Origin of the sequence: Nocardioides oceani (assembly GCF_030412965.1) — a bacterium.
In the GTDB taxonomy this organism is placed as follows: Bacteria; Actinomycetota; Actinomycetes; order Propionibacteriales; family Nocardioidaceae; genus Nocardioides; species Nocardioides oceani.
Genome location: NZ_JAUHJQ010000002.1, coordinates 614,676 through 637,930 on the forward strand (window position 1 = coordinate 614,676; position 23,255 = coordinate 637,930).

Here is a 23,255-nt window from a genome sequence, read left to right on the forward strand (position 1 = left end):
TGCGCGGGGTGACGCTGGCCAACGCGGTGGTGCTCAACCTCTACCGCGCCGAGAACTTCCAGCGGCCGGCCGGCGGCGTGCTGTGCGTGGTGGTCATGGTCGCCTGGACGGCCTTCGCCGTGGGGGCGTACGCCGCGCCCCGGCGCCGGACCGCCGGCCTGCTGGCCGCGGACCTCGCCGTGGCGGTGGCGCTCCTGGCGGCGACCCCGGTCGTCAAGGGCGAGGGGTTCAACGCGACCGTCCCTGGCTTCTGGGTCGCCGGGGCGCTGCTCGCCTGGGCCGTCCGCTACCGCTGGGTGGGTGGTCTGGTGGCCGCGGCCGTCCTGGCGGCGGTCGACCTGCTGGTCCGCCAGGAGGTCACCCAGGCCAACTACGGGAACGTCTTCCTCATCGTCATCGGCGGCCCGATCGTCGGGTTCATGTGCGGGTCGCTGCAGGAGATGGCCGTCCAGCGCGACCGCGCCGAGCGCTCGGCCGCCGCGGCGGCCGAGCGGGCCCGGCTGGCCCGCGCTGTCCACGACGGCGTCCTCCAGGTGCTCTCCCTGGTGCAGCGGCGCGGGGCGGAGCTCGGCGGCGAGGCGGCGGAGCTCGGCCGGCTCGCCGGCGAGCAGGAGTCGCGGCTGCGCACCCTGATCCGCACCCAGGAGCGGACCACGGACGCCGCCGGGGCCGCGGCCGGTGCGGCGCCGACGCTCGACCTGGCCGTCGAGCTCGGTCGCCTGGAGTCCCGCGCCGCCGTGAGCGTCGCGGCCCCCGCCACCCCGGTCGAGCTGCCCGCGGAGGTGGTCCACGAGCTGTGCGCCGTCGTCGGCGCCTGCCTGGACAACGTGGCGGTGCACGTCGGCGAGCGGGCCCCCGCCTGGGTGCTGCTCGAGGCGTTCCCGGACCGGGTCGAGGTGTCGGTCCGCGACGAGGGTCCCGGCATCCCCGCGGGCCGGCTGGAGCAGGCGGCCGCCGAGGGCCGGCTCGGGGTGAGCGGGTCGATCCGCGGCCGGGTCGCGGACCTCGGGGGCACGGCCACGCTCTCGACCGGGTCCTTCGGCACCGAGTGGGAGATCGTCGTCCCCGTGGGTGACCCGCGTGGCTAGTCTCCGCCCGTGCCTGCCCGCCCGCTGCCCGTGACCGAGCGCGAGATCACCGCCCCGGTGTCGCTCACGCTGCCCGACGGCCGGCTGGACCCCGCCGCGGTCGGCTGGACCCGCACGCCGCTCCACACCACCGACGGCATCGGCCGCGGCCGTGTCGGCCGGGGCCGCAACAAGCGGTGGGAGTACTGGGCCGTCACCACCCCGACCCACGTCGTCGCGCTGGTGACCTCCGACATCGACTACGCCGCCGTGCACGGCATCTGGCTGCTCGACCGGCGCACCGGCGAGGCGGTCGCCCACGACGCGATCGGGGTCACCGGGCGCAGCGCCACCCTGCCCGGGACGCTCGGCGCGGGACCGGTCCGCTCGCGCACCAGGCAGGTGGCCATCCAGGTCGACGAGGTCGAGGGCGGCACCCGGCTGCGGGCACGAGGCCCGCGGGTCGAGGTCGACGTCGTCGCCCACCGGCCGCCGGGGCACGAGTGCCTCGGCGTCGTGGTGCCGTGGAGCGACCGGCTCTTCCAGTACACCGTCAAGGACGTCGCCCGCCCCGCGACCGGCACCGTCCGGCTCGACGGCGTCGCCGCCGACGTACCGGCGGGGGAGTCGTGGGCGACCCTCGACCACGGCCGGGGGCGCTGGCCCTACGACGTGCGGTGGAACTGGGGCGCCGGCTCCGGTCGCACCGACGGTCGCGTCGTCGGCATCCAGGTCGGCGGGCAGTGGACCGACGGCACCGGGTCGGTCGAGAACGCGCTGGTCGTCGACGGGCGGCTCACCAAGATCAGCGAGGAGCTGGTCTGGGACTACGACCGCGACGACTGGCTGGCGCCGTGGCGGGTCACCGGCACCACGGTCGAGCTGACGTTCACGCCGTTCCACCTCAAGCGGTCGGTGACCGACCTCAAGGTCTTCGCCTCCCGCACCCACCAGTGCTTCGGCCACTGGGCCGGGCGGGTGCGCGACGAGAGCGGGGCGTGGGTGCGGGTCGAGGACGTCGTCGGCTGGGCCGAGGACGTCCACAACCGCTGGTGAGGCGGGCGGCGTGGCCGGCTCGCTAGCCTCGGGCGCGATGACCATCCACGACACCCATCCGTTCGCCAGTGAGGACGACCCCGTACGTCGCTTCCGCGGCCGGCTCGGGGGCACCGTCACCCTGTGGACCGCCGGCGACGCCGAGGACCGCGCCGGGCTGACGGTCACCTCGCTCATGGTCGCCCACGGCGAGACGCCGCAGGTGCTCGCGCTGCTCGACCCGGACTCCGACCTGGTCGCGGAGCTGCGCCGCACCGGCCGCGCGGTCGTCCAGCTGCTCTCCTGGGCCGACCGCGGCCTGGCCGAGATGTTCGCCGGCACCGCGCCGGCCCCCGGCGGGCTGTTCCGGCAGGCGGAGTTCGCCGACTCGGCGCACGGCCCGCGCCTCGCGACCGCCACGACCTGGGCGGACGTCGACCTCGTCGACGAGGCGCTCGCCGGGTGGTCGCTGCTCGTGACCTGCCGGGTGTCCGCCGCGGTCGCCGGCGAGGACGTCGACCCGCTCGGGCACCGGCGCGGACGGTGGCTGCGGCTCGGTCAGGAGAAGGAGGCCCGATGAGCACCGGTCCTGGCGACGAGCAGCTGCGGGTCATGGTGGTCGACGACCACCCGATGTGGCGCGACGCCGTCGAGCGCGACCTGCAGCAGGCGGGCTTCGACGTGGTCGCGGTCGCGGCGACCGGCGCCGAGGCGCTCGCGCGGTTCAAGGCGGCGCGGCCGCAGGTGGTCGTGCTCGACCTCCAGATCCCGGCCCCCGACGGGGTCGAGGTCACCCGTGAGGCGCTCGCCCACGACCCCTCGGCCCGGGTGCTGGTGCTCAGCGCGTCCGGCGAGCAGGCCGACGTGCTCGAGGCGGTCAAGGCCGGGGCGACCGGCTACCTCGTCAAGTCCGCCTCGCGGGCCGAGCTGCTCGACGCCGTACGTCGCGTGGCGCACGGCGACACCGTCTTCACCCCCGGCCTCGCCGGCCTGGTGCTCGGCGAGTTCCGGCGGCTCGCGGACCCCACCGCCTCCGCCGACCCGGCCCAGCCGCAGCTGACCGAGCGGGAGACCGAGGTGCTGAAGATGGTCGCGAAGGGGATGTCGTACAAGCAGATCGCCGAGCGGCTCGTGCTCTCCCACCGCACCGTCCAGAACCACGTGCAGAACACCCTGCGCAAGCTGCAGCTGCACAACCGCGTCGAGCTCACGCGGTGGGCGATCCAGCAGGGGCTGGACGAGGACTGAGCGGGGCGCGGCCGCTGCAGGAGTCCCCGGTCAACCGGGGACTCCTGCACATATCGGGGCAGATCTCCCCTGAGAAGTGCGGGACTCCCCTGAGAAGTGGGGCCGGGCCGAGCCGGGACCGGCGGCGCCCGCCGGTGCCCTCAGCCGCGGGCCGGGTGGGGTCGGCCGCCGCCGGGGGAGGCGTCGACGAGGTCGTGCTGCACGCCGTACCGCGTCCGCAGCCGCACGTCCTGCGCCTCCCGGTAGCGCTCGCCCATCCGGGTGCGCGGCCCGAGCGTGAACGGCAGCCGGTCGAGCGCGGCGTTGACGCCGCCGAGGACCGGCCCGGCGGCGCGGACGACGTGCTTGAGCCGGGTGTCGGCGACGCCGAGCTCGTCGGCGATCGCGTCGCCGATGAAGACCCGCTCGAGCGCCGCGACGACCCGCGGCGCGACGGGGTGGAGCCGCTCGGGGACCAGCTGCTCGATCTCCGGGACGAGGAACTCGCTGTTGATCGCGCCGACCAGCTCGCGGCAGTACTCGTCGACCGGCGGGCGGGTGAGCAGGTAGATCCCCTCGAGCGCCTCCTGCTCGGCCTCGTCGGTGGGCAGCAAACGCTCGTCGATGCCGAGCAGGTGGCCGATGTAGCGCCAGCGGGCGTAGTACGCCGCCTGCTCGTGCGGTCGGTACGGCGCACCGATCGCGCGCATGCCGCGCAGCGGGATCAGGCAGAACTCGATGAGCGTGTAGGCCAGGTAGGACTGGCAGATCGGCACGCCCCACGCAGCGGCGTCCCAGCGCTCGTCGCGCAGCAATGCCTGTCGGACCAGGGCGTGGATGACCCGCACCCGCACGGTCAGCTCGAAGCCCTCCTCGTGGCGGCCCAGGCCACCCCGCTCGTTGACCGCCACCAGCCAGGAGCCCACCTCGATCGTGCGCATGCCGGCGTTCTCGATGTAGCGACCGGTCATCTCCAGCGGCCGCGACGCCGCGGAGTTGGCGTAGCCGCTGACCAGTGACGCCGCCCCCAGCACGATCCCGGCCTGGCGGGTGTACCGCCCCAGGTGCGCCGCCGCCCGGTCGATCGCCTCGAGGTCGACCCAGTCGGGGGCGTCGTCGAGCTGCGCGAAGAGCGCCCGCAGGGAGTCGGGCGCGTCCGGCACCGCGCCGATGCCCTGGCGGCACGCGGTCCGCAGCATCCGCATGCCCCTGCCGTGGCCGACCCGCGCCAGGTCCTCGGCGAAGGCGTCGGCGAGCGGGTCGCCGTCCCACATGGCGGCGAGGTACGTCGGCGCCAGCCGCGGGTAGCGCTGCTCCGCGAGCTCGACGTGGCGCAGCGTGGTCGGCAGGGTCGGCGGGTGACCGGTCGCTTGCATGGACCGAGCCTAGAAGTGAGGATGTCTCATCTTCCATTCACTTCTCGCTCGACTCCATGGAGGTCCGGCTCGTGGCGCACCGGCAACGTATCCGGCCCACCCAGCAGCGAGCGGTCCAGATGCGCCGGACGCTCCTCGACGCCGCTCTTCACCTCCTGGAGGAGCGCGGCGCCGAGCGGTTGACCACCACGGCGATCGTCGAGCGGGCCCACGTCAGCACGGGGACCTTCTACCGCTACTTCAACGACAAGGCCGAGATCATCACCGCGCTGCGCGACGAGGCGGTCGCCGCAGTCGACCGCGACCTGCGGGAGGCGGTGGTGCGCGCGCTCGACCTGGAGCTCGAGCCGGCCGTCCGGGAGATCGTCACGACCCTGGTCGGGGGGTTCGAGCGGCACGGACCGGTCGTGCTGGCGATGGTCGACGCCCAGCCGGGCGGCAGCAACGCCAACGTGCTGCCGGAGATCGAGCGCGACCTCTTCCAGCTGGCCGCGGTGATCCCGCGGCGGCACCTGCCCGAGGTACCCCCCGAACGCCTGGAGTCCCTCGTCTTCATGACGATGGGCGTGGTCGTCGCGACCGCGCTCCGCATCGCGCTGTTCCGCCCGCCGGGGTCGGACCGGGAGGCGCTGGTCGACGTGGCGACCTCGATGCTGGTGGCCGGCCTGCGCTCGTGACCGGGCCGGGTGGGTAGGTTCCCGTCATGGCCGACGCGACGGGGGAGCTGCTGGCGATCGCCGACGAGCTGTACGCGCTCGACCTCGCGGACTTCACCCCCGCCCGCGACGCCCGGGCCAAGGAGCTCAAGGGCACCGACCTCGCCGAGCTCGCCAAGCCGGTCAAGGCGCTGCGCAAGCCGTCCACGGCCGCGTGGGTGGTCAACCTGCTGGTGCGGCACGAGACCGAGCAGGTCGACCAGGTCCTCGCCGTCGGGGCCGCCCTGCGCGAGGCGCAGGCGTCGATGTCGGCCGACGAGCTCCGCACGCTCACCAAGCAGCGCCGCCAGCTGACCGCGGCGGTCACCAGCCAGGCCCGTGCGGTCGCCAAGGACCGCGGTCTCCGGGTCACCGAGGCGGTCGCCGACCAGGTCGCCGCCACCCTCACCGCGGCGATGGTCGACGAGGGGTGCGCGAAGGCGGTCCGCAGCGGCCTGCTCGTCAGCGCCATCGAGGCGACGGGCGTCGACGAGGTCGACGCCGGCGCCGCCGTCGCGCTGCCCGAGGCGCTCGGCTTCGCGGCCGCGCCGCGCGAGGCCGCCCCCCGCTCGTCCGCCCCAGCCGCGCGGCCCAAGCTGGAAGTCGTCCCCGACCCCGAGGCGGAGGCGAAGGTACGCCGCGCGGCCGAGGAGAGGCTCGAGGCGGCGGAGTCCGAGCTGGCCGACGCCCGGTCCGGCCTCGACGAGGCGGGCGAGGAGGTCTCCCGGCTCGAGGCCCGCGGCCTCCAGCTGCAGGCCGAGATCGAGGAGCTCCGCGCCCGGATCGCCGCTCTCGAGGAGGAGCACGACGCCCTCGACGAGGAGCTGGCCGAGGCCGAGGACACCCGCGACGAGGCGCAGTCCTCCGTCGCCGACCTCACCCGCGCCCGCGACGCCGCCCGGGCGGCCCTGGACAAGCTCGGCGGCTGACGGCGTACGGCGTGCCCGGTTGCGGGGGTAGTCACGGACGAAAACGTCCTCGGGCGTCCTCACCGAGGACGAGAACGTCCGTGACTATCCCTACACGCCCGACCGGGCTGCCGGATGGTCCGGCACACCTGGCCCTTGGCGCCGGGCGAAAGGGCGCACCGGTGGCGGACCATCCGCCCAGAGGCCTGGACGCGAGGCTGTCAGACGAGCGCCCAGCCCTTGGACCGCTCGACCGCCTCGCGCCACCGCGCGTGGGAGGCGTCGTACGCCGTGCGGTCGCGGCCGGGGGTGAAGGAGCGGTCGAGGGCCCAGGTCTCGCGCAGCTCGTCGGTGGAGGACCAGACACCGGTGCCGAGCCCGGCGAGGAAGGCCGCGCCGAGGGCGGTCGTCTCGACCAGCTCGGGCCGCTCGACGGGCACGCCGACCTGGTCCGCCTGCACCTGGCACAGCAGGTCGTTGGCCGACGCACCGCCGTCGACCCGCAGCGAGGACAGCCGGGCCGGCATCGTCTCGAGCACGTCGCGGACCTCGAAGGCGATCGCCTCGAGGGTGGCCCGGACGAGGTGGGCGCGGGTGGTGCCGCGCGTGACGCCGATGATCAGGCCGCGGGCGTGCGGGTCCCAGTGGGGGGCGCCCAGGCCGGTCAGGGCCGGGACGAAGACCACCCCTTCCGCGGACGGCACGGTCGCGGCGATGGCGGCGGTCTCGGCGGCCGAGCCGACGATCTGCAGGCCGTCGCGCAGCCACTGCACCGCGGCGCCGGTCACGAAGATCGCGCCCTCGAGGGCGTAGGTCAGCTCCCCGTCCGGGGAGCGCCAGGCGGCGGTGGACAGCAGGCCGGCCGAGGAGCGGGGCAGCTCGGTGCCGCAGTTGGTGAGGATGAACGAGCCGGTGCCGTAGGTGCACTTGGAGTCGCCGACCTCGAAGCAGGTCTGGCCGAAGAGCGCCGACTGCTGGTCGCCCGCGAGCCCGGCGATCGGCAGCGACAGGTCGAGGAAGGACCGCGGATCGGTGACGGCGAGCTCGCCCCAGTTGGGCGCCAGGTCCGGCAGCGCGTCGCGGGGGACCCCGAAGAGCGAGCACAGCTCGTCGCTCCACTCGCCGGTGGAGAGGTCCATCAGCAGCGTGCGGCAGGCGTTCGAGACGTCGGTGACGTGGTGCAGGCCGCGCGTCATGCGGGCGACGAGGTAGGAGTCGACCGTCCCGACGGCGTACCGCCCCTGCTCGACGAGTGCCCAGGTGTGCGGCTCGTGCTCGGCGATCCAGGCCAGCTTGGTGCCGGAGAAGTACGGGTCGAGCCGCAGCCCGGTCAGTTCGGCGACCCGCTCCTCGTGGCCGGCGTCGCGCAGCCGGGTGCAGATGTCGGCGGTGCGCCGGTCCTGCCAGACGATCGCGCGCCGGGGCGAGCCGAGCGTCTCGCGGTCCCACAGCAGGACGGTCTCGCGCTGGTTGGTGATGCCGATGCCCTCGAGCTCGGAGCGGTCGACCTGCCCGAGCACGTCGCGGCAGGCCTCCAGCGTGGCCTGCCAGATCTCCTCGGGGGAGTGCTCGACCCAGCCGGGCTGGGGGAAGTGCTGGGCGAACTCCTGGTAACCCTTCGCGGCGATCCGCCCGTCGCGCGTGACGACGACCGCGGTGACGCCGGTGGTGCCGGCGTCGATCGCCAGGATGCTCACGCCTCGCCCCGCACGATCGCCAGGACCCGCCGGTCGATCCAGGCGAGGTCCGGGGCGACCCGCATCTCGTAGTTCTCGGTGCCGACCCACGCGGCGAAGTCGCGGTGGCCGCGCTCGGCGGCCCAGGTCTGGAGCTCGCGGTCCAGCTCGTCGTCCACCGGCACCTTCTCGTCCTCGGTGGAGGCGGTCAGGTAGAGGTCGTTGAGGTCGAGCAGCCGCGCGAGCTCGGTGACCGGCGCGGCGTGGTCGTCGATGCGCAGGTCGACGGCGATGTCGTCGCCGCCGGCGTACCCCGCCCCCTCGCTGACCACCAGCAGCGCCGCCGACTGCCGTCCGCGCTTGTCACCGCCCGCCTCGTCGCCGGCCGCGAGCGCCGCGAGCAGCCGCCGCGCCAGGGGAGCGGCCGGGTCGGAGGACTCGAAGGCCCGCTGCATCGCCTCGACGACCTCGGGCCCGGTGAGCACGTTGCCCTGCACGGCGTACCCCTCGCCGGTCGCGCCGCCGGCCCAGTCCAGGCAGGCGTCACCGGTGTGGGTGGCGGCGCCGCCGTCGACGTCGACGATCCCGACCTGGCGGTCGTCGCGCCCCTCGTCCTCCTCCAGCAGCCGGTCCAGCGCGACCTGCGCGGTCGCGCCCTCGTCGAGGTGGGACAGCGCGATGCCCTTGTACGCCACGTTGGCGTCGGCCTGGGTCGCGATCGCGCCGACCTCGGCGACCGCGGCCGGCACGACGGCCCCGACGGCGAGGAACTTCGAGGCGACGGCGACCCCCCAGGACTCACCGTCGGCGGAGCGGGCCACGATCGAGAACGTCATGCCCGGAGGGTAGCGAGCGTGGGCGCGGGCGACACGGTGCCCGTCGCGCGCCCGGTGCCGGTCCGCGACGCGGTCCCGGGGGAGGATCCGCGAGTGCTGCAACGTCTCGGGTTCCCCTCGATCGGACCGCACCGGCGGTTCGTGACGGCCATCGCGATCGACGCCGTCGGCAGCGGTGTCTTCATGCCGGTCTCGGTCCTGTACTTCCTGATGACGACCGACCTCTCGCTCGTCCAGGTGGGCGGGGTGCTGTCGCTGGCCTCGCTGATCGCGCTGCCCGTCGGTCCGGTCCTCGGCGGGGTCGTCGACCGGCTGGGCGCCAAGCAGGTGTTGCTCGCCGGCAACGCCCTGCAGGCGCTCGGCTTCGCGGCGTACCTCGTCACCGACTCGTTCCTCGGCCTCACCCTCTGGACCGTCGTGGTCACCGTCGGGCGCACCGCGTTCTGGGGCTCCTACGGCACGATCGTCGCCGCGATCTCGCGGCCGGGGGAGCGCGAGGCGTGGTTCGGGTTCCTCGGGGCACTGCGCAACGTCGGCTTCGCGGTCGGCGGCCTCGTCTCGGGCGCGGCGATCACCGTCGGCACCCAGGAGGCGTACGCCGCCGTCGTGGTCGCCAACGCCGCGTCGTACGTCGTCGCGTTCGTGCTCCTGCTGGCCGTGCCGGCCCCGGCGCCGGCCGGCCACCGCGCGGTGAGCGGCTCGTGGGCGACCGTGCTGCGCGACCGGCCGTACTGGCTGCTGTGGAGCGTGCAGCTGACCTACTGCTTCTCGATGATGGTGCTCAACGTGGCGATGCCGGTCTACGCCACGACCGTCCTGGGGCTGTCGGGCTGGGTGACCGGCGCGGTGTTCACGCTCAACACGGTGATGGTGGGGCTGGGCCAGGGGCTGGTCGTCCGGGCCATGACCGGCGCCCGGCGCTGGCGGGTGCTCGTGCTGGCCGACCTGGTCTTCGCGGTGTCGTTCGTGGTCCTGCTCGGCGCCGGCCCCGCCGGTGTCGCGGTCGGCGTCGCGGTCGTGCTGGTGGGGACCGTCGTCTACACGGTCGGCGAGCTGCTCGGCGGTCCCGTCCTCGGCGCGCTCGGCGCGGAGGCGGCGCCCGAGCACCTGCGCGGCCGCTACCTCTCGCTCATCCAGCTGGCCTGGAACCTCGCCAGCACGATCGCGCCGGTGACCTTCGCCTGGCTGCTTGACGCCGGCGCGGCCCCGGTGTGGCTGGCGCTCACCGCCGTCTCCCTCCTCGGTGCCGTGCTCGCGGCCCGGCTCGGGCGGGTGCTGCCGGTCGCGGCCGACCGGGTGACCAACCGTCCGGACCCGCTACCGGTGTGACGCGGGGCGCACTAGGGTCAGGCGCGTCTGGAACGTTCCAACCCCACACCCTGGAGGTCCCGTGCGCGTCGGAGTGCTCACCGGTGGGGGCGACTGCCCCGGCCTGAACGCGGTCATCCGCGCCGTCGTCCGCAAGGGCGTGCGCGAGCACGGCTTCGAGCTGGTCGGCTTCCGGGACGGCTGGAGGGGCCCGCTCGAGGGGCTGACCATGGAGCTGGGGATCGAGCAGTGCCGCGGCATCCTCCCGCGCGGCGGCACCATCCTGGGTTCCTCGCGCACCAACCCGTTCGCCATCGAGGGCGGCGTCGAGCGGATCAAGGACAACCTGGCCGCGCACGGCGTCGACGCGCTCGTCGCGATCGGCGGCGAGGACACCCTCGGGGTGGCCACGAAGCTCGCCGAGCTCGGGGTCGACGTGGTCGGCGTCCCGAAGACCATCGACAACGACCTCTCGGGCACCGACTTCACCTTCGGCTTCGACACGGCCGTCAACATCGCGACCGAGGCGATCGACCGGCTGCACACCACCGCCGAGTCCCACCATCGCGTCCTGGTGGTCGAGGTGATGGGCCGCCACGCCGGCTGGATCGCCCTGCACGCCGGCATCGCCGGCGGCGCGAGCGCGGTGCTCATCCCCGAGCAGCCCTTCGACATCGACAAGGTCTGCGCGCACGTCGAGACGCGGTTCCAGAGCGAGTACGCCCCGGTGATCGTGGTCTCCGAGGGCGCCGTGCCGGTCGAGGGCGGCGACATGACGCTGGTGTCGGGGGAGAAGGACGCCTTCGGCCACGTGCGGCTCGGCGGCATCGGCGACCGGCTGGCGGCGGAGATCGAGGCCCGCACCGGCAAGGAGGCCCGGGCGGTCGTCCTCGGCCACGTCCAGCGCGGCGGTACCCCGACGGCGTTCGACCGCTGGCTGGCCACGCGGTTCGGGCTGCAGGCGATCGACGCGGTCGCCGACGGTGAGTTCGGCACGATGATGGCCCTGCGAGGCACCAAGATCATCCGCGTCCCGCTCTCCGAGGGCACCGCCGAGCTCAAGGTGGTCAGCCCGGAGGAGTACGCCGAGGCGCAGGTCTTCTTCGGCTAGTGCGGACGCGTCAGCGGACGCGCTGTCGGTGGTCGAGCGAGCCGCACGACCGAGGAACGAGGTCGTGACCGGCGTGTCGGGACCCGGTGGGACGTGAGCGCGCCTACCACGCCAGGTCGACCACGAGCGCGCGGTGGTCCGAGAGGGGCATCTCCCGGGCCTCGCTCGCGGTCGCGCTGACGTCGCCGTCGGCCAGCACGTGGTCGAGCTGCTCGACAGGCGCGTGCGCGGGGAACGTCGCGTGGCCGGCGAGCCCGCGCATCCCGGTGGTCCGTCCCGCCCGCTCGGCGTCCATGTTGAGGTCGCCGACGACGACCAGCGGCCGCTGGGAGGTGTCGAGCGAGGCGACCAGCGAGCGCAGCTGCCGGCCGTTCCACCAGGGCACGAACGACAGGTGGGTGTTCGCGACGGTCAGCGTGGTGTCGCCGCACTCGACGTCAGCGGCCACGGCGACCCGCGGCTCGTCCTGCACGAGCGTGGGGAGGCGGCTGTCCTTGAACTTCATCGGCACGCGGGTGCGCAGCACCGGCAGCCGGATGATCTGCCAGGCACGGACCGGCCGGCGGCTCAGCAGCGCGATGCCGTACGCCGCGGCGTCGGGCTGCTCCTCGCCGGTCGCCGCCACCCAGGTGGCGCCCGGACTGCCGCTCAGCGCCGCGACGAACCTGCTGTCGGCGGCACCCATGGCCTCGGCCGCGACCGCCGTGAGGTCGGCGTGCCCCGAGCGGGCCTGGTTGCGGTCCACCTCCTGCAGCGCGAGCACGTCGGCGTCGAGCGACCGGACCGCGGCGGCGAAGGCGTCGACGTCGACGTGGTCGTCGGCGGGGTGGCGTCCGTTGAGGATGTTGAAGGTGACCAGGCGCATCGGTCGGCCGTGTACCCGCGCCGCCCCGCGGGTACACCGCTCGGCGTGAGCCACGGCATCCCCGACCTCCACCCGCTGCGGGAGGCGCTCAAGCGGGTCGCGGTGACCCTCAAGCAGGGCGACGTGCCCTTCGCGCTCGCCGGCGGCTACGCGCTGTGGGCCCGCGGCGGCCCCGAGCCCGAGCACGACGTCGACTTCGTCGTGGCCGAGGACGACGCCCCGCGGGCCGCGGAGCTGCTGGCCGACGAGGGGCTCGACGTCGTGCAGCCGCCCGAGGACTGGCTGTTCAAGGTCTTCGTCGACGGGGCGATGGTCGACATCCTGTTCCGCACCAACGGCGTCCCGGTGCAGCGGTCGGTGCTCACCGACGTGGACCCCATCGAGGTGGAGTCGGTGCAGATGCCGGTGCTCGCCACGACCGTGCTGATGGGCCAGAAGCTCAACGCGATGGAGGAGCACGCCTGCGACTTCGGCAAGGTGCTCCCGGTCGCCCGCGCCGTCCGCGAGCAGGTCGACTGGGAGGAGGTACGCCGGGAGACCGCCGCGAACGACTTCGCGGTCGCCTTCCTCGTGCTCCTCGAGCGGCTCGGCGTCATCGAGCCCGCCGCCGACGCGGCGGCCTGAGCGCCACCGAGGTTTCCCCCGAACGGGTGGGGGCAACAGGGGACGCATGAGCGTCACCGACACCTCAGCCGCGCCGGGCCCGGGCAGCGGCACCGAGCCGGAGCTGAAGCGCGTCCTGGGGCCGCGGCTCCTGCTGCTGTTCATCGTCGGCGACATCCTGGGCGCGGGCATCTACGCCGTGACCGGCGAGATGGCGCTCGAGGTCGGCGGCATCGTGTGGGTGCCGTTCCTCGTCGCCTTCGCGGTCGCGACGCTGACGGCGTACTCCTACCTGGAGCTGGTGACCAAGCACCCGCAGGCCGCCGGTGCGGCGCTCTACGCGCACAAGGCGTTCGGCGTGCACTTCGTGACGTTCCTGGTGGCCTTCGCGGTCATCTGCTCGGGCATCACCAGCGCCTCGACGTCGGCCAAGCTGCTCGCCGAGAACCTCCTCGCCGGCTTCGACGCCGTCGGCTGGGACGTCCCGGCCGGCACCGGCGCGGTGACCGCCGTGGCGATCGGCTTCATGCTGCTGCTCGCGCTCATCAACCTGCGCGGCGTGGGGGAGAGCGTGAAGTTCAACGTCGTCCTCACGCTCGTCGAGATGCTCGCGCTGTTCATCGTCATCGGCATCGGTTTCTCCGTCATCGTCCGCGGCGACGGCGACATGGGCCGGCTCGTGGCCTTCGAGTCCGGCTCGGACCGCGGCATGTTCCTGGCGGTCACGGTCGCCACCGCGATCGCGTTCTTCGCGATGGTCGGCTTCGAGGACTCGGTCAACATGGTCGAGGAGACCCAGGAGCCGGAGCGCGTCTTCCCGCGGATCATGCTCACCGGCCTCGGCATCGCGGTGCTGTTCTACGTGCTGGTCGCCGTCTCGGTGATCGCCGTCGTCCCCGAGGGCGACCTCGTCTCGGTCGCCGAGGACGAGGGCAAGGTCCTGCTCAACGTGGTCTCGATCGGCGCGCCGGACCTGCCCATCGACACGATCTTCCCGTTCCTGACGGTCTTCGCGGTCGCCAACACCGCGCTGATCAACATGCTGATGGCCAGCCGCCTGCTCTACGGCCTGGCCAAGCAGGACGTGCTGCCCCGCAGCCTGTCCGCGGTGCTGCCCCGGCGGCGTACGCCGTGGGCCGGCATCGCCTTCTCCACGCTCTTGGCCCTGGGCCTGATCCTGGTGGTCACCTACGCCTCGGAGACCGAGGTCATCGCCGCGCTCTCCGGCACCACCGCGCTGCTGCTGCTGTGCGTGTTCACGGTCGTGAACATCTCCTGCATCGTGCTGCGCCGCGAGCCGGCTCGCGGGTTCACCGCCCCCACCTGGACGCCGTGGCTCGGCGCGGTGGCGTGCCTGTTCCTCGTCGGTCCGTGGGCGCGGGACCGGGAGGACTGGAACCAGTACGTCATCGCCGGCGTCCTCCTCGGCATCGGCGTCGTGCTGTGGGCGCTGACCTGGCTGACCAACCGCGGCGTCCGCGCCAAGAAGACCGGCTTCCGCGACATCGAGCACCTGGAGGACTGAGCGCGTCCCACGGCGGTCCGTTGATTCCGGCCGGGCCCGGACCCGGACGTACGCTGGGTCGGTGAGCATCCCCGACCTCGCGACCCTGCACGCCCTGGGCGCCGCCCAGCAGCCGACGTACCCGGACTCCGCGGCGGTCGACTCCGCGGTCGCGAAGCTGCGCACCCTCCCGCCGCTGGTCTTCGCCGGCGAGTGCGACGAGCTCAAGGACAAGATCGCCGCGGTCTCCCGCGGCGAGGCGTTCCTGCTGCAGGGCGGCGACTGCGCCGAGACCTTCGCCGGCGTGACCGCGGACAACGTCCGCAACAAGCTGCGCGTGCTGCTGCAGATGGCGGTCGTGCTGACGTACGCCGCCTCCGTCCCGGTCGTCAAGGTCGGCCGGCTCGCGGGGCAGTACGCCAAGCCGCGCTCCTCCGACCTCGAGACCCGCGACGGCGTCACCCTGCCGGCGTACCGCGGCGACGCGGTCAACGGCTTCGACTTCACCCCCGAGGCGCGCGTGCCCGACCCGCAGCGCCTGGTGGACGTCTACAACTCCTCCGCGGCGACCCTGAACCTGATCCGCGCCTTCGTCACCGGCGGCTACGCCGACCTGCGCCAGGTGCACACCTGGAACACCGACTTCGTCAAGGAGTCGCCGGTCGGCCAGCGCTACGAGGCCGTGGCCAGCGAGATCGAGCGTGCCCTGACCTTCATGTCGGCCATCGGTGCCGACCCGGTCGAGTTCCACCGCGTCGACTTCCACTCCAGCCACGAGGCGCTCGTGCTGGAGTACGAGCACGCGATGACTCGCATCGACTCGCGCACCCAGATGCCGTACGACGTCTCGGGCCACATGGTCTGGATCGGCGAGCGCACCCGCCAGCTCGACCAGGCGCACGTGGAGCTGCTCAGCCACATCCGCAACCCGATCGGTGTGAAGCTCGGCCCGACCACCTCGCCCGACGACGCTCTCGCGCTCGCCTCGCGGCTCAACCCGCTCAACGAGCCGGGCCGCCTCACCTTCATCACCCGCTTCGGCGCCGGCCGCATCCGCGACGGGCTCCCGGACCTGGTCGAGAAGGTCACCGCGGAGGGCGTCGAGGTGGCGTGGGTCTGCGACCCGATGCACGGCAACACCTTCGAGGCCAGCTCGGGCTACAAGACGCGCCGCTTCGACGACGTCATCGACGAGGTGCAGGGCTTCTTCGACGTGCACCGCTCGCTCGGCACCTGGCCCGGCGGCCTGCACGTCGAGCTCACCGGTGACGACGTCACCGAGTGCGTCGGCGGCGGCGAGGACCTCCTCGAGGTCGACCTCGGCAACCGCTACGAGTCGGTCTGCGACCCGCGCCTGAACCGCGTCCAGTCCCTCGAGCTGGCGTTCCTCGTCGCAGAGATGCTGCGCAAGGCGTGATCGACCTCCGCTCGGACACCCTGACCCGCCCGACCGAGGCGATGCGCCGGGCGATGGCGCGCGCCGAGGTGGGCGACGACGTGTACGGCGAGGACCCGACGGTCCTCGCGCTGGAGGAGCGGGTCGCGGAGCTGTTCGGCCACGAGGCCGCGCTGTTCATGCCGACCGGCTCGATGGCCAACGTGCTCGCGGTCCGCGCGCTGGTCCAGCCGGGCCAGGAGGTGCTCTGCGAGGCCTCCGCGCACATCGCGCGTGCCGAGCTGGGCGCCCACGCGGCGTACAGCGGGATCACGATGCGCACGTGGTTCCACCCGCGCGGGCAGGTCGACCTGCCGATGGTCCGCCAGATGTTCGCCCCGGACCTGGGGCCGTTCTTCGTGCGCACCGCGGCGCTCTCGGTCGAGTGCACCCACAACTTCGCCGGCGGCGCGGTGCTGCCGATCGAGGACCTGCGCGACCTGCGCGAGCTGGCGACCGCGGCCGGTGCGACCGTCCACGTCGACGGCGCCCGGATCTGGAACGCCCACGTGGCCACGGGCACGCCGCTCGCGGAGTACGGCGCGGTCGCCGACGTCATGGCCGTCTGCCTCTCCAAGGGCCTCGGCGCGCCGGTCGGCTCGCTCACCCTCGGCTCGGCCGACGTCATCGCCGAGACGCGCGTGTGGCGCAAGCGGATGGGCGGCGGCATGCGCCAGGTGGGCGTCCTCGCCGCGGCGGGCCTGCACGCGCTGGACCACCACGTCGAGCGGCTCGCCGACGACCACGCCCACGCGCGGCTGCTGGCCGAGGCCTGCGGGGTCGACCCCGAGGGCGTCGACACCAACATCGTCGTCGTGCCCCGGAGTGACGCCCCGGACTTCGTCGCCCGCGCCGCCGATGCCGGTGTCCGGGTGTCGATGGTCGGCCCGACGACCGTCCGCCTCGTCACCCACCTCGACGTCACCCGCGAGGACGCCGAGAAGGCCGCCGCCGCGCTCAGCGCGCTCTGAGCCGGCTGCGCCTGCCCGGGGGTCGGCCTCCGGGCGGGTGTCCAGCGACCCTGTGGTCGCTTCACACGCCTTCTGCGGCGGGTGGAGCGACCGTGTGGTCGCTTCACACGCCTTCCAGTCACCCGTGCGAGGACGCCCCGAGAAGGGGGCCGCTGCGCCTGCCGGGGGTTGGCCTCCGGCCGGGGGTCCAGCGGCCCTCTGGTCGCTCCACCCGCCTCCTGCGGCGTGTGCAGCGACCGTGTGGTCGCTGCACACGCGTCCCGGCCGCGCGTCGCCCGTCAGCCGGGCAGGCCGACGACCGACAGCTCGCTGATGGCGGTGTAGTCGCGGCCGGCGCGCCCGGAGCCGGGGGCGGAGACCTGGACGAGCCGCAGCCGGATCGAGCGGGTGGTGATCGCGCCGACGTCGACGGTCTGCACGCGGCGGGTCTCGCCGAGCCCCTGGCGCACCACCGTGCCGTCGTCGAGCACCCACTCCACGGCGAGCACGCGGCGGTTGCCGGTGTACCAGTCGAGCACGCCGCCGCGGGGGCCGCGGGCGCGCTTGGCGTACCCGTTGACCAGGCCCAGGCGCGTGACGGTCGTGGGGCGGTCCAGCCGGAGCGCCAGCTCGGCGCCGGTGCCGTCGCCGCGCATCCGCCAGGTGGTGGTGCGGTCGCCGTCGACGAGGTTCCCGGCGTCGTACGCCGTGCGGGTGCCGTCGAGCCCGCGGCTCGGCGGGGCGGTGGCGGGGACCGAGACGCGGGCGCCGCGGGTGACGTCCTCGGGGTCCCGCGGCTCGGGCTTGCGGCTCAGCTCGCCGCCGGCCGTGCGGGTCGGCTGCGCGGCCGGCACGGACGGGTTCGCGGAGGGGTTCGCGGAGGGGCTCGCGGACGCGTTCGGGGCACGCGAGGGGTCGTCGGTGGCGACCGCGGCGGCCGGCTCCTCGTCGGGGTCGCCGCCACCACTGACCACCAGGGCGGTGCCGACCCCACCGAGCAGTGCGAGCGCGGCGACGCAGGCCGCCCACGGCAGCCATCCGGGGCGCCGGCCACGGGCCCCGACCGACCCGACGGACCCGACGGACCCGACGGACCCGGGGACCGGCGACTGGTCGGCGTACAGCGGGTAGCGCGGCGCGGGCGGCACGTCCTTGATCGCAGGCCGCTCGGCGGTGTCGGTGCGCCAGTCGGACAGGTCGAGCCCCTCGACCGGCTGGCCGCAGGCGGCGCAGGCGCGGCCCGGACCGAGCCGCGCGCCGCAGGCGGTGCAGTTCTCCACGGGGGTCGAGCGTAGCGAGCGGCCCCGCCGCCGGGCCGTCCGGGACGCCGTCAGGCGGTCCGGGTCAGCTCGGCGGCGTCCACCCGTCCCACCGCGGGGGGCAGCCGGCGGACGGCCTGGGCCAGCTCGCGCAGGTCGTTGCCGAGCAGCGCCTGCGGCCCGTCGCACAGCGCCGTCTCCGGCTCCGGGTGCACGTCGACGATGATCCCGTCCGCCCCGACCGCGATCGCGGCGCGGGAGAGCGGCACGACGAGGTCCTTGCGGCCGGCGGCGTGGCTGGGGTCGACGATGACCGGCAGGTGGCTGGTCGCCTGCACGACCGGCACCGCGGAGAGGTCGAGGGTGTTGCGGGTCGCGGGTTCGAAGGTGCGGATCCCGCGCTCGCACAGCACGACGTCGAGGTTGCCGCGCTGGGCGATGTACTCCGCGGCCATCAGCCACTCCTCGATGGTCGCCGTCATGCCGCGCTTGAGCAGCACCGGCTTGCCCGCCTCGCCGACGGCCTGGAGGAGCCCGAAGTTGGCCATGTTGCGGGTGCCGATCTGCAGCATGTCGGCGTGCTCGGCGACGACGGCGACGTCGCGGGCGTCGACGATCTCGGTGACCACGGGCAGCCCGGTGGCCCGCCCGACGTCGGCGAGGATCTCCAGGCCGCGGACGCCGAGGCCCTGGAAGGCGTACGGCGAGGTGCGCGGCTTGTAGGCCCCGCCCCGCAGGATCGTGGCGCCGGCACCCTTGGCCATCTGCGCCGCCGCGAGGGTCTGCTCGGGCGTCTCGACCGCGCAGGGCCCGGCCAGGAAGGTGAACGAGTCCGGACCGATCGGGACCTGCCGGCCGGGCGCGCCGACCCAGACGGTGCTCCGGTCGGGGTGGTGCTGCCGGCTGACGAGCTTGTAGGGGTCGGAGATCCGGTGCACGTCGGCGACGCCGCTGAGCGTGCGCAGGTTGAGGTGGTGGAAGGACTCGATGTCACCGACCAGGCCGATGATGGTGCGCACGACGCCCTTGCTGACGAAGGCCTCGCCCCCGACGCCCTCCACACGGGCGACGACGGCGGCGACGTCCTCGTCGGTGGCGTCCGGGGACATGACGACGACCATGGTGTTCCTCTTTCTCGAGCGGCCCGGGCGGCTCCGACACCCCGGGACGCAACGAACGCCCCACTGGCCGGAGCCGGGGGCGTTGGATGGAGTGCGGCGTACCTAGGACAGGACGGCCGGCACGGGTGCTCCCGGCTGGCGTCCAAACAGATAGGTGCGCGTCACGAGCAGGAACCTACGGCCCCGTGCCCGGGCGTCCGCCGGCATTTCCACCATGTGGGATCGGCGTCCGTGAGCCGAGCGGAGCCGACCCGGTCAGACGACCAGGTGCTGGACCTCGCCCTCGACCTTGCGTCGCGGCAGCGCCTCGACGACGAGCATCGCGGTCAGCACCATGAGGCCACCCAGCGCCATCCGCGCGGTCACCGACTCCCCACCGAGCAGCACGGCGAAGAACGCGGCGAAGACCGGCTCCATGCTCATGATGATCGCGCTGCGCGTGGCCGAGAGGTGGGCCTGCGCCCAGGTCTGCCCGATGAGCGCGAGCGCACCGGCGAACAGCGCCATGTAGACCACCGAGAGCCAGTCGGCCGCGGTCGGCGGCGGCACGATGCCGTCCGGCGCGGTCGCGACCAGGCACACGACGGCGATGACGAGGAGCTGCACGATCGACATGCCGAGCGCCTCCCGCGCGTTCGACCACGCGCCGAGCCCGACGATGTGCAGCGCGTAGAGCACGGCGCTGACCAGCGTGATCGCCTCGCCGTAGCCGACCGCCACGCCGTCGAGGGTGAGCACGCCGAGCCCGGCGGTGGCCAGCGCGACCGCGGCCCAGGTCAGCCCGGTCGTCCGCGAGCGGAGCAGGAGTGCTGCGAGGACCGGGGTGAGGACGACGTACATCCCCGTGATGAAGCCGGAGACCGAGGCGGCCGTGTGGGCGAGGCCGGCGGTCTGCAGGATCTGCGCGACGCCGTACACCCCGCCCAGCACGAGCGCGTGGCGCCGCGAGGCGGGGGAGAGCCGCCGGACCGCGCGCGGCGCGACGAGCAGCATCGCGACGCCGGCGATCGTGAACCGGACGGCCAGGAAGTCGAGCGTCGGCACCCGGTCGAGCAGGTCCTTGATGAGGACGAAGGTGCTGCCCCAGGTGGCCGTCATCGCCAGGAGCGCGGCGGCGGCCAGCAGGGAGGTACGGCGGTCGCTCACCCCAGCGCCTTGGCGCGGAGCTCCTGCAGCACCTGCACGTCGCCGCCGACCTCCCGCGAGCCGGGGGTCTCGGCCACGAACGGCACGCCCTCGGTCGCGGGGTGGGCGAAGAGCTCGAGGAACGGCTCGATGCCGATGTGGCCGGCGCCGATGCTCTGGTGCCGGTCCTTGAGCGCGCCGCGGACGTCCATCGAGTCGTTGGCGTGGACCAGCCGCAGCCGACCGGGGCCGGCGACCTCGACGAGCCGGTCGAGGGTCGCCGCCGCGCCGCCGGTCTCGTCGAGGGGCGCACCGGCCGCGAAGACGTGGCAGGTGTCGAGGCAGACGCCGACCCTCGGGTGGTGGTCGAGCGCCTCGAGGTACGGCGCGAGGTCGTCGACCCCGGCGCACAGCGACCGCCCCTGGCCGGCGGTCGGCTCGAGCAGCAGCCAGGGACCGTCCTCCGGCAGGTCGGCCAGCAGCGGCAGCAGGCCCTCGCGGACCTGGCGCATCGCGGCGTCGTACCGCTCGGAGGTGTCGTCGGGCGCGACGTAGGAGCCGGTGTGCACCACGACGCCCTCGGCGCCGATCTCGGCGGCGCGGCGCAGGTTGTGCGCGACGCTGGCGACCGAGCGCTCGTAGGTGAGCGGGGTGGGGGAGCCGAGGTTGACGAGGTACGGCGCGTGGACGAACACCCGCGTGCCGCGTCGCTCCACCTCGGCCCGGAACCCCGCGTCCTCCGCGGGCCTCCCGGCGGAGAGCGCCCACCCGCGCGGGTTGCCGCAGAAGACCTGGAAGGTCTCGCAGCCGAGCTCGTCGGCCGAGGCGAGCGCCCCGGCGACCAGGCCCTTGCCGACGATGACGTGGGTGCCGACCGGGTTGCGGGCAGCCAGCTGAGCGGGGTCGAGCACCCGCGGAGATTACCCGCTCAGATGAGCGTCAGCGTGATCGTCGAGCCCCGGGGGACCATCTCGCCGGAGCCGGGGTCCTGGGAGAAGACGTAGCCCAGGCCGAGGTAGCCCGGGGCCTTCCGCGTGTCCACGTCGAAGCCGAGCGCCTCGAGCTCCTCGCGGGCCGCGTCGACGCCGGACGCACGCACGTTGGGGACCTCCACGAGCTCGGGCCCGAGCGAGACCACCAGCCCGACGGTGTCGCCCCGGAACAGCGTGCCGTCGACCGGGTCCTGGCTGATCACGTCACCCTCGGCGACGTCGTCGGAGTGCTCCTCGCCGGTGACCTCGACGACCAGGCCCTTGGCCTCCATCCGCTCGCGCGCGGTGTCGGCGTCCTTGCCGGTCCAGTCCTTGACCCGGATCGGCTTGCGGCCCTTGCTGACGAACAGGTTGACGACCGCGCCGGGGCGCAGCGTCGTGCCCGGCCGGGGGTCGCTGGAGATCACCACGCCCTCGGGGACATCCTCGGACCAGGTGAGCGCGGAGCCGCCGAACTCCAGCTTCAGCTCGGCCAGCGCGTCCTGCGCCTCGTCCTCGGTCATGCCTCGCAGCCGCGGGACGTCGTAGAGCTCCTCGCCCTTGCTGATCGTCACCGTCACGGTGCCGCCGTCGAGCACCCGGTCGCCGGCGGCCGGGTCGGTCGCCATGACCTCGCCGGCGGGGACCGTGCGCGAGAACGCCCGCGGCCCCACCTCCGCCTCGAGGCCGGCGGCCTCGAGCCGCTCGACCGCGGCGGCGCGGTCCAGCCCGATGACGCCCGGGGTGGTCGTCCACCGCGCGAAGCCGAACCACCACGCGCCGGTCCCCACGCCCGCCGCGAGCAGGAGGGCGAGCACGAGCGCGAGCAGGCCCCTCCGGGACCGACGGGTACGTCGCGGTGCCGGCGCCGCGGCGTGGTCCACCGGGACCCGCACCGTCCGCGTGTGCTCGGCCGGCGGCGGGCTGCCCGCGGCGGCGTCGGCCGCCTGGGAGGGACCGAGCAACGCGGCCATCTCGCCGGTGTCCCAGGGCTCGGCCGCGGTGTCGCCGCGCTCGACGGCCGGCGGGACCTCGGTGGGCCGCAGCAGCGGCTGGGTCAGCTCGCCGGTGCCGGCGCCCAGCGTCCCCGCCGCGGGCGGTCGCGGCATCAGGTCGGCCACCAGCTCGGGGTCCTCCCGGACGCCGGTCGCCACGGCGGTCGCCACGCGGCGCAGCTGGTGCAGGAGCACGCCGGCGTCGGCGGGGCGCTGGCCCCGGTCGCGAGCGGTCGCGCGGGCGACCAGCGCGTCGACGTACGCCGGGAGGCCGGGGACGAGCGTCGAGGGGAGCGGGACGTCCTCGTGCACGTGCTTGTAGGCGACCTGGATCGGGGACTCGCCCTCGTGCGGCTTGCGGCCGGTGAGCAGCTCGAAGAGCAGCACGCCGGCGGCGTACACGTCGGCGCGGGCGTCCGCCCGGCCGTCGACGACCAGCTCGGGGGCGAGGTAGGACACGGTGCCGATGAGGACGCCGCCGGTGGCGGTGTGCTGGGTGTCGGCGCTGACGGCCTTGGCGAGGCCGAAGTCGGCGACCTTGACCCGGCTGGAGCCGCTGTCGGGGTCGGTGGCGATGAGGACGTTCTCGGGCTTGACGTCGCGGTGCACCAGCCCGGCGCGGTGGGCGGCGGCGAGCGCGGAGAGCACCGGCTCGAGCAGCGCCAGGGCCCGCGCGGGCGGCATCGGGCTCTCCTTGGCGATCACGTCGCGCAGGGTGTGGCCGGGCACGAGCTCCATCGCGAGGAAGACCACGCCGTCGTCGTCGCCCTGGTCGTGGACCGCGACGACGTTGGGGTGGGAGAGCCGGGCGGCGGCGCGCGCCTCGCGGACGAACCGCGCCGCGAACTCCTCGTCGTCGCCCAGCCCGGGGTGCATCACCTTGACCGCGACGGTGCGGTCGAGCCGGATGTCGGTGGCCTCGTAGACGCTGGCCATGCCGCCGCGGGCGATCCGCGGCCCGATCCGGTAGCGGCCGTCGAGCAGCCGGCCCTCGAGCCGCTGGCCGTCCCACCGGGGGGAGGAGCCGGTCGAGGGGTCGGTCGAGGGCGCGTCCGCGCCCGACCGGGCATGACGGTGTGACGTCACGGCGACCCTCCTGCGTGCCGAAGGGGGAAGTCCTCGGCGGGACCATCGTACGGAGCGCGGCCCCTCCGGACGGGTGAGCGTGGCGCCCGGCGTGGCGCGGCG

Annotated in this window: 21 protein-coding genes; 12 read left to right on the forward strand and 9 right to left on the reverse strand. The window is 74.3% G+C overall.

Annotation, left to right across the window (positions count from 1 at the left end; translation table 11 throughout):
• The first annotated feature begins 8 nt into the window (after window positions 1–8).
• Genes macS through QWY28_RS08545 form a run of 4 tightly spaced genes read left to right on the forward strand, consistent with a single transcriptional unit; the run spans window position 9 to window position 3,350 of the window.
• On the forward strand, window positions 9–1,088 hold the full coding sequence (gene macS / locus QWY28_RS08530) for a MacS family sensor histidine kinase (RefSeq protein WP_439117240.1): 1,080 nt from the start codon (window positions 9–11) through the stop codon (window positions 1,086–1,088).
• A gap of 9 nt (window positions 1,089–1,097) precedes the next feature.
• Window positions 1,098–2,123, forward strand: a complete 1,026-nt coding sequence (locus QWY28_RS08535; protein WP_300951985.1) for a DUF2804 domain-containing protein — start codon at window positions 1,098–1,100, stop codon at window positions 2,121–2,123.
• 37 nt (window positions 2,124–2,160) lie between these two features.
• Window positions 2,161–2,682: a flavin reductase family protein gene (locus tag QWY28_RS08540; RefSeq protein ID WP_300951986.1), complete on the forward strand. Its 522-nt coding sequence runs from the start codon at window positions 2,161–2,163 to the stop codon at window positions 2,680–2,682.
• Window positions 2,679–3,350, forward strand: a complete 672-nt coding sequence (locus tag QWY28_RS08545; RefSeq protein ID WP_300951988.1) for a response regulator — start codon at window positions 2,679–2,681, stop codon at window positions 3,348–3,350. The genes QWY28_RS08540 and QWY28_RS08545 overlap by 4 nt, the downstream gene beginning before the upstream one ends.
• Before the next feature lie 140 nt (window positions 3,351–3,490).
• Here the strand turns inward: QWY28_RS08545 and QWY28_RS08550 are convergent, their stop codons facing one another.
• On the reverse strand, window positions 3,491–4,705 hold the full coding sequence (locus QWY28_RS08550) for an oxygenase MpaB family protein (protein ID WP_300951990.1): 1,215 nt from the start codon (window positions 4,703–4,705) through the stop codon (window positions 3,491–3,493).
• 56 nt (window positions 4,706–4,761) lie between these two features.
• Here QWY28_RS08550 and QWY28_RS08555 point away from each other — a divergent pair, with 56 nt between their 5' ends.
• Together QWY28_RS08555 and QWY28_RS08560 are read left to right on the forward strand one after the other, a co-directional pair.
• Window positions 4,762–5,382 carry a TetR/AcrR family transcriptional regulator gene (locus tag QWY28_RS08555; RefSeq protein WP_300951992.1) on the forward strand — a complete coding sequence of 207 codons (621 nt, stop codon included), beginning with the start codon at window positions 4,762–4,764 and terminating at the stop codon, window positions 5,380–5,382.
• 26 nt (window positions 5,383–5,408) lie between these two features.
• Window positions 5,409–6,329 carry a hypothetical protein gene (locus tag QWY28_RS08560; RefSeq protein WP_300951993.1) on the forward strand — a complete coding sequence of 307 codons (921 nt, stop codon included), beginning with the start codon at window positions 5,409–5,411 and terminating at the stop codon, window positions 6,327–6,329.
• 200 nt (window positions 6,330–6,529) lie between these two features.
• Here QWY28_RS08560 and glpK read toward each other — a convergent pair whose 3' ends face one another.
• Window positions 6,530–8,005, reverse strand: a complete 1,476-nt coding sequence (gene glpK, locus QWY28_RS08565) for a glycerol kinase GlpK (protein WP_300951995.1) — start codon at window positions 8,003–8,005, stop codon at window positions 6,530–6,532.
• Window positions 8,002–8,820: a DUF1028 domain-containing protein gene (locus tag QWY28_RS08570; protein WP_300951997.1), complete on the reverse strand. Its 819-nt coding sequence runs from the start codon at window positions 8,818–8,820 to the stop codon at window positions 8,002–8,004. Before QWY28_RS08570 ends, glpK begins: the two co-directional genes overlap by 4 nt.
• Before the next feature lie 93 nt (window positions 8,821–8,913).
• Here QWY28_RS08570 and QWY28_RS08575 point away from each other — a divergent pair, with 93 nt between their 5' ends.
• On the forward strand, window positions 8,914–10,149 hold the full coding sequence (locus QWY28_RS08575; RefSeq protein ID WP_300951999.1) for an MFS transporter: 1,236 nt from the start codon (window positions 8,914–8,916) through the stop codon (window positions 10,147–10,149).
• 61 nt (window positions 10,150–10,210) lie between these two features.
• Window positions 10,211–11,239 (forward strand): 6-phosphofructokinase, encoded by a 1,029-nt coding sequence (locus QWY28_RS08580; RefSeq protein WP_300952000.1) that lies wholly within the window; start codon window positions 10,211–10,213, stop codon window positions 11,237–11,239.
• 103 nt (window positions 11,240–11,342) lie between these two features.
• On the opposite strand, the gene QWY28_RS08585 is transcribed toward QWY28_RS08580, so the two are convergent.
• Complete coding sequence (locus tag QWY28_RS08585) at window positions 11,343–12,104, reverse strand: endonuclease/exonuclease/phosphatase family protein (protein ID WP_300952002.1); 762 nt, start codon at window positions 12,102–12,104, stop codon at window positions 11,343–11,345.
• 45 nt (window positions 12,105–12,149) lie between these two features.
• On the opposite strand from QWY28_RS08585, the gene QWY28_RS08590 reads away from it, so the two are divergent.
• The 4 genes from QWY28_RS08590 (at window position 12,150) to QWY28_RS08605 (ending at window position 16,617) form a co-directional block, all read left to right on the forward strand.
• On the forward strand, window positions 12,150–12,728 hold the full coding sequence (locus QWY28_RS08590; protein WP_300952003.1) for a nucleotidyltransferase family protein: 579 nt from the start codon (window positions 12,150–12,152) through the stop codon (window positions 12,726–12,728).
• Window positions 12,729–12,774: 46 nt separating this feature from the next.
• Window positions 12,775–14,232, forward strand: a complete 1,458-nt coding sequence (locus QWY28_RS08595) for an APC family permease (RefSeq protein ID WP_300952005.1) — start codon at window positions 12,775–12,777, stop codon at window positions 14,230–14,232.
• Between the two features lie 61 nt (window positions 14,233–14,293).
• On the forward strand, window positions 14,294–15,628 hold the full coding sequence (locus tag QWY28_RS08600; RefSeq protein ID WP_300952008.1) for a class II 3-deoxy-7-phosphoheptulonate synthase: 1,335 nt from the start codon (window positions 14,294–14,296) through the stop codon (window positions 15,626–15,628).
• Complete coding sequence (locus tag QWY28_RS08605; protein ID WP_300952009.1) at window positions 15,625–16,617, forward strand: threonine aldolase family protein; 993 nt, start codon at window positions 15,625–15,627, stop codon at window positions 16,615–16,617. Before QWY28_RS08600 ends, QWY28_RS08605 begins: the two co-directional genes overlap by 4 nt.
• Before the next feature lie 278 nt (window positions 16,618–16,895).
• On the opposite strand, the gene QWY28_RS08610 is transcribed toward QWY28_RS08605, so the two are convergent.
• The 5 genes from QWY28_RS08610 to pknB all read right to left on the reverse strand — a co-directional run bounded on the left by QWY28_RS08610 (window position 16,896) and on the right by pknB (window position 23,153).
• Window positions 16,896–17,876 carry an NADase-type glycan-binding domain-containing protein gene (locus QWY28_RS08610; RefSeq protein ID WP_300952011.1) on the reverse strand — a complete coding sequence of 327 codons (981 nt, stop codon included), beginning with the start codon at window positions 17,874–17,876 and terminating at the stop codon, window positions 16,896–16,898.
• Window positions 17,877–17,926: 50 nt separating this feature from the next.
• On the reverse strand, window positions 17,927–18,964 hold the full coding sequence (gene aroF, locus QWY28_RS08615; RefSeq protein WP_300952013.1) for a 3-deoxy-7-phosphoheptulonate synthase: 1,038 nt from the start codon (window positions 18,962–18,964) through the stop codon (window positions 17,927–17,929).
• Between the two features lie 267 nt (window positions 18,965–19,231).
• The gene (locus tag QWY28_RS08620) at window positions 19,232–20,122 is read right to left on the reverse strand and encodes a DMT family transporter (RefSeq protein ID WP_300952015.1); all 891 of its coding nucleotides are present in this window, start codon (window positions 20,120–20,122) and stop codon (window positions 19,232–19,234) included.
• A complete protein-coding gene (locus QWY28_RS08625; RefSeq protein WP_300952017.1) occupies window positions 20,119–21,012 on the reverse strand; it encodes a deoxyribonuclease IV in 894 nt (297 codons plus the stop codon). Before QWY28_RS08625 ends, QWY28_RS08620 begins: the two co-directional genes overlap by 4 nt.
• 17 nt (window positions 21,013–21,029) lie before the next feature.
• The gene (gene pknB, locus QWY28_RS08630) at window positions 21,030–23,153 is read right to left on the reverse strand and encodes a Stk1 family PASTA domain-containing Ser/Thr kinase (protein ID WP_300952018.1); all 2,124 of its coding nucleotides are present in this window, start codon (window positions 23,151–23,153) and stop codon (window positions 21,030–21,032) included.
• Window positions 23,154–23,255 lie beyond the last annotated feature (102 nt).

Bases quoted from the DNA above. Each gene is read 5' to 3' on its own strand.
- QWY28_RS08540 (WP_300951986.1), top strand. From the start codon at position 2,161: ATGACCATCCACGACACCCATCCGTTCGCCAGTGAGGACGACCCCGTA.
- QWY28_RS08545 (WP_300951988.1), top strand. From the start codon at position 2,679: ATGAGCACCGGTCCTGGCGACGAGCAGCTGCGGGTCATGGTGGTCGAC.
- QWY28_RS08550 (WP_300951990.1), bottom strand. From the start codon at position 4,705: ATGCAAGCGACCGGTCACCCGCCGACCCTGCCGACCACGCTGCGCCAC.
- QWY28_RS08555 (WP_300951992.1), top strand. From the start codon at position 4,762: ATGGAGGTCCGGCTCGTGGCGCACCGGCAACGTATCCGGCCCACCCAG.
- QWY28_RS08560 (WP_300951993.1), top strand. From the start codon at position 5,409: ATGGCCGACGCGACGGGGGAGCTGCTGGCGATCGCCGACGAGCTGTAC.
- QWY28_RS08570 (WP_300951997.1), bottom strand. From the start codon at position 8,820: ATGACGTTCTCGATCGTGGCCCGCTCCGCCGACGGTGAGTCCTGGGGG.
- QWY28_RS08585 (WP_300952002.1), bottom strand. From the start codon at position 12,104: ATGCGCCTGGTCACCTTCAACATCCTCAACGGACGCCACCCCGCCGAC.
- QWY28_RS08595 (WP_300952005.1), top strand. From the start codon at position 12,775: ATGAGCGTCACCGACACCTCAGCCGCGCCGGGCCCGGGCAGCGGCACC.
- aroF (WP_300952013.1), bottom strand. From the start codon at position 18,964: ATGTCCCCGGACGCCACCGACGAGGACGTCGCCGCCGTCGTCGCCCGT.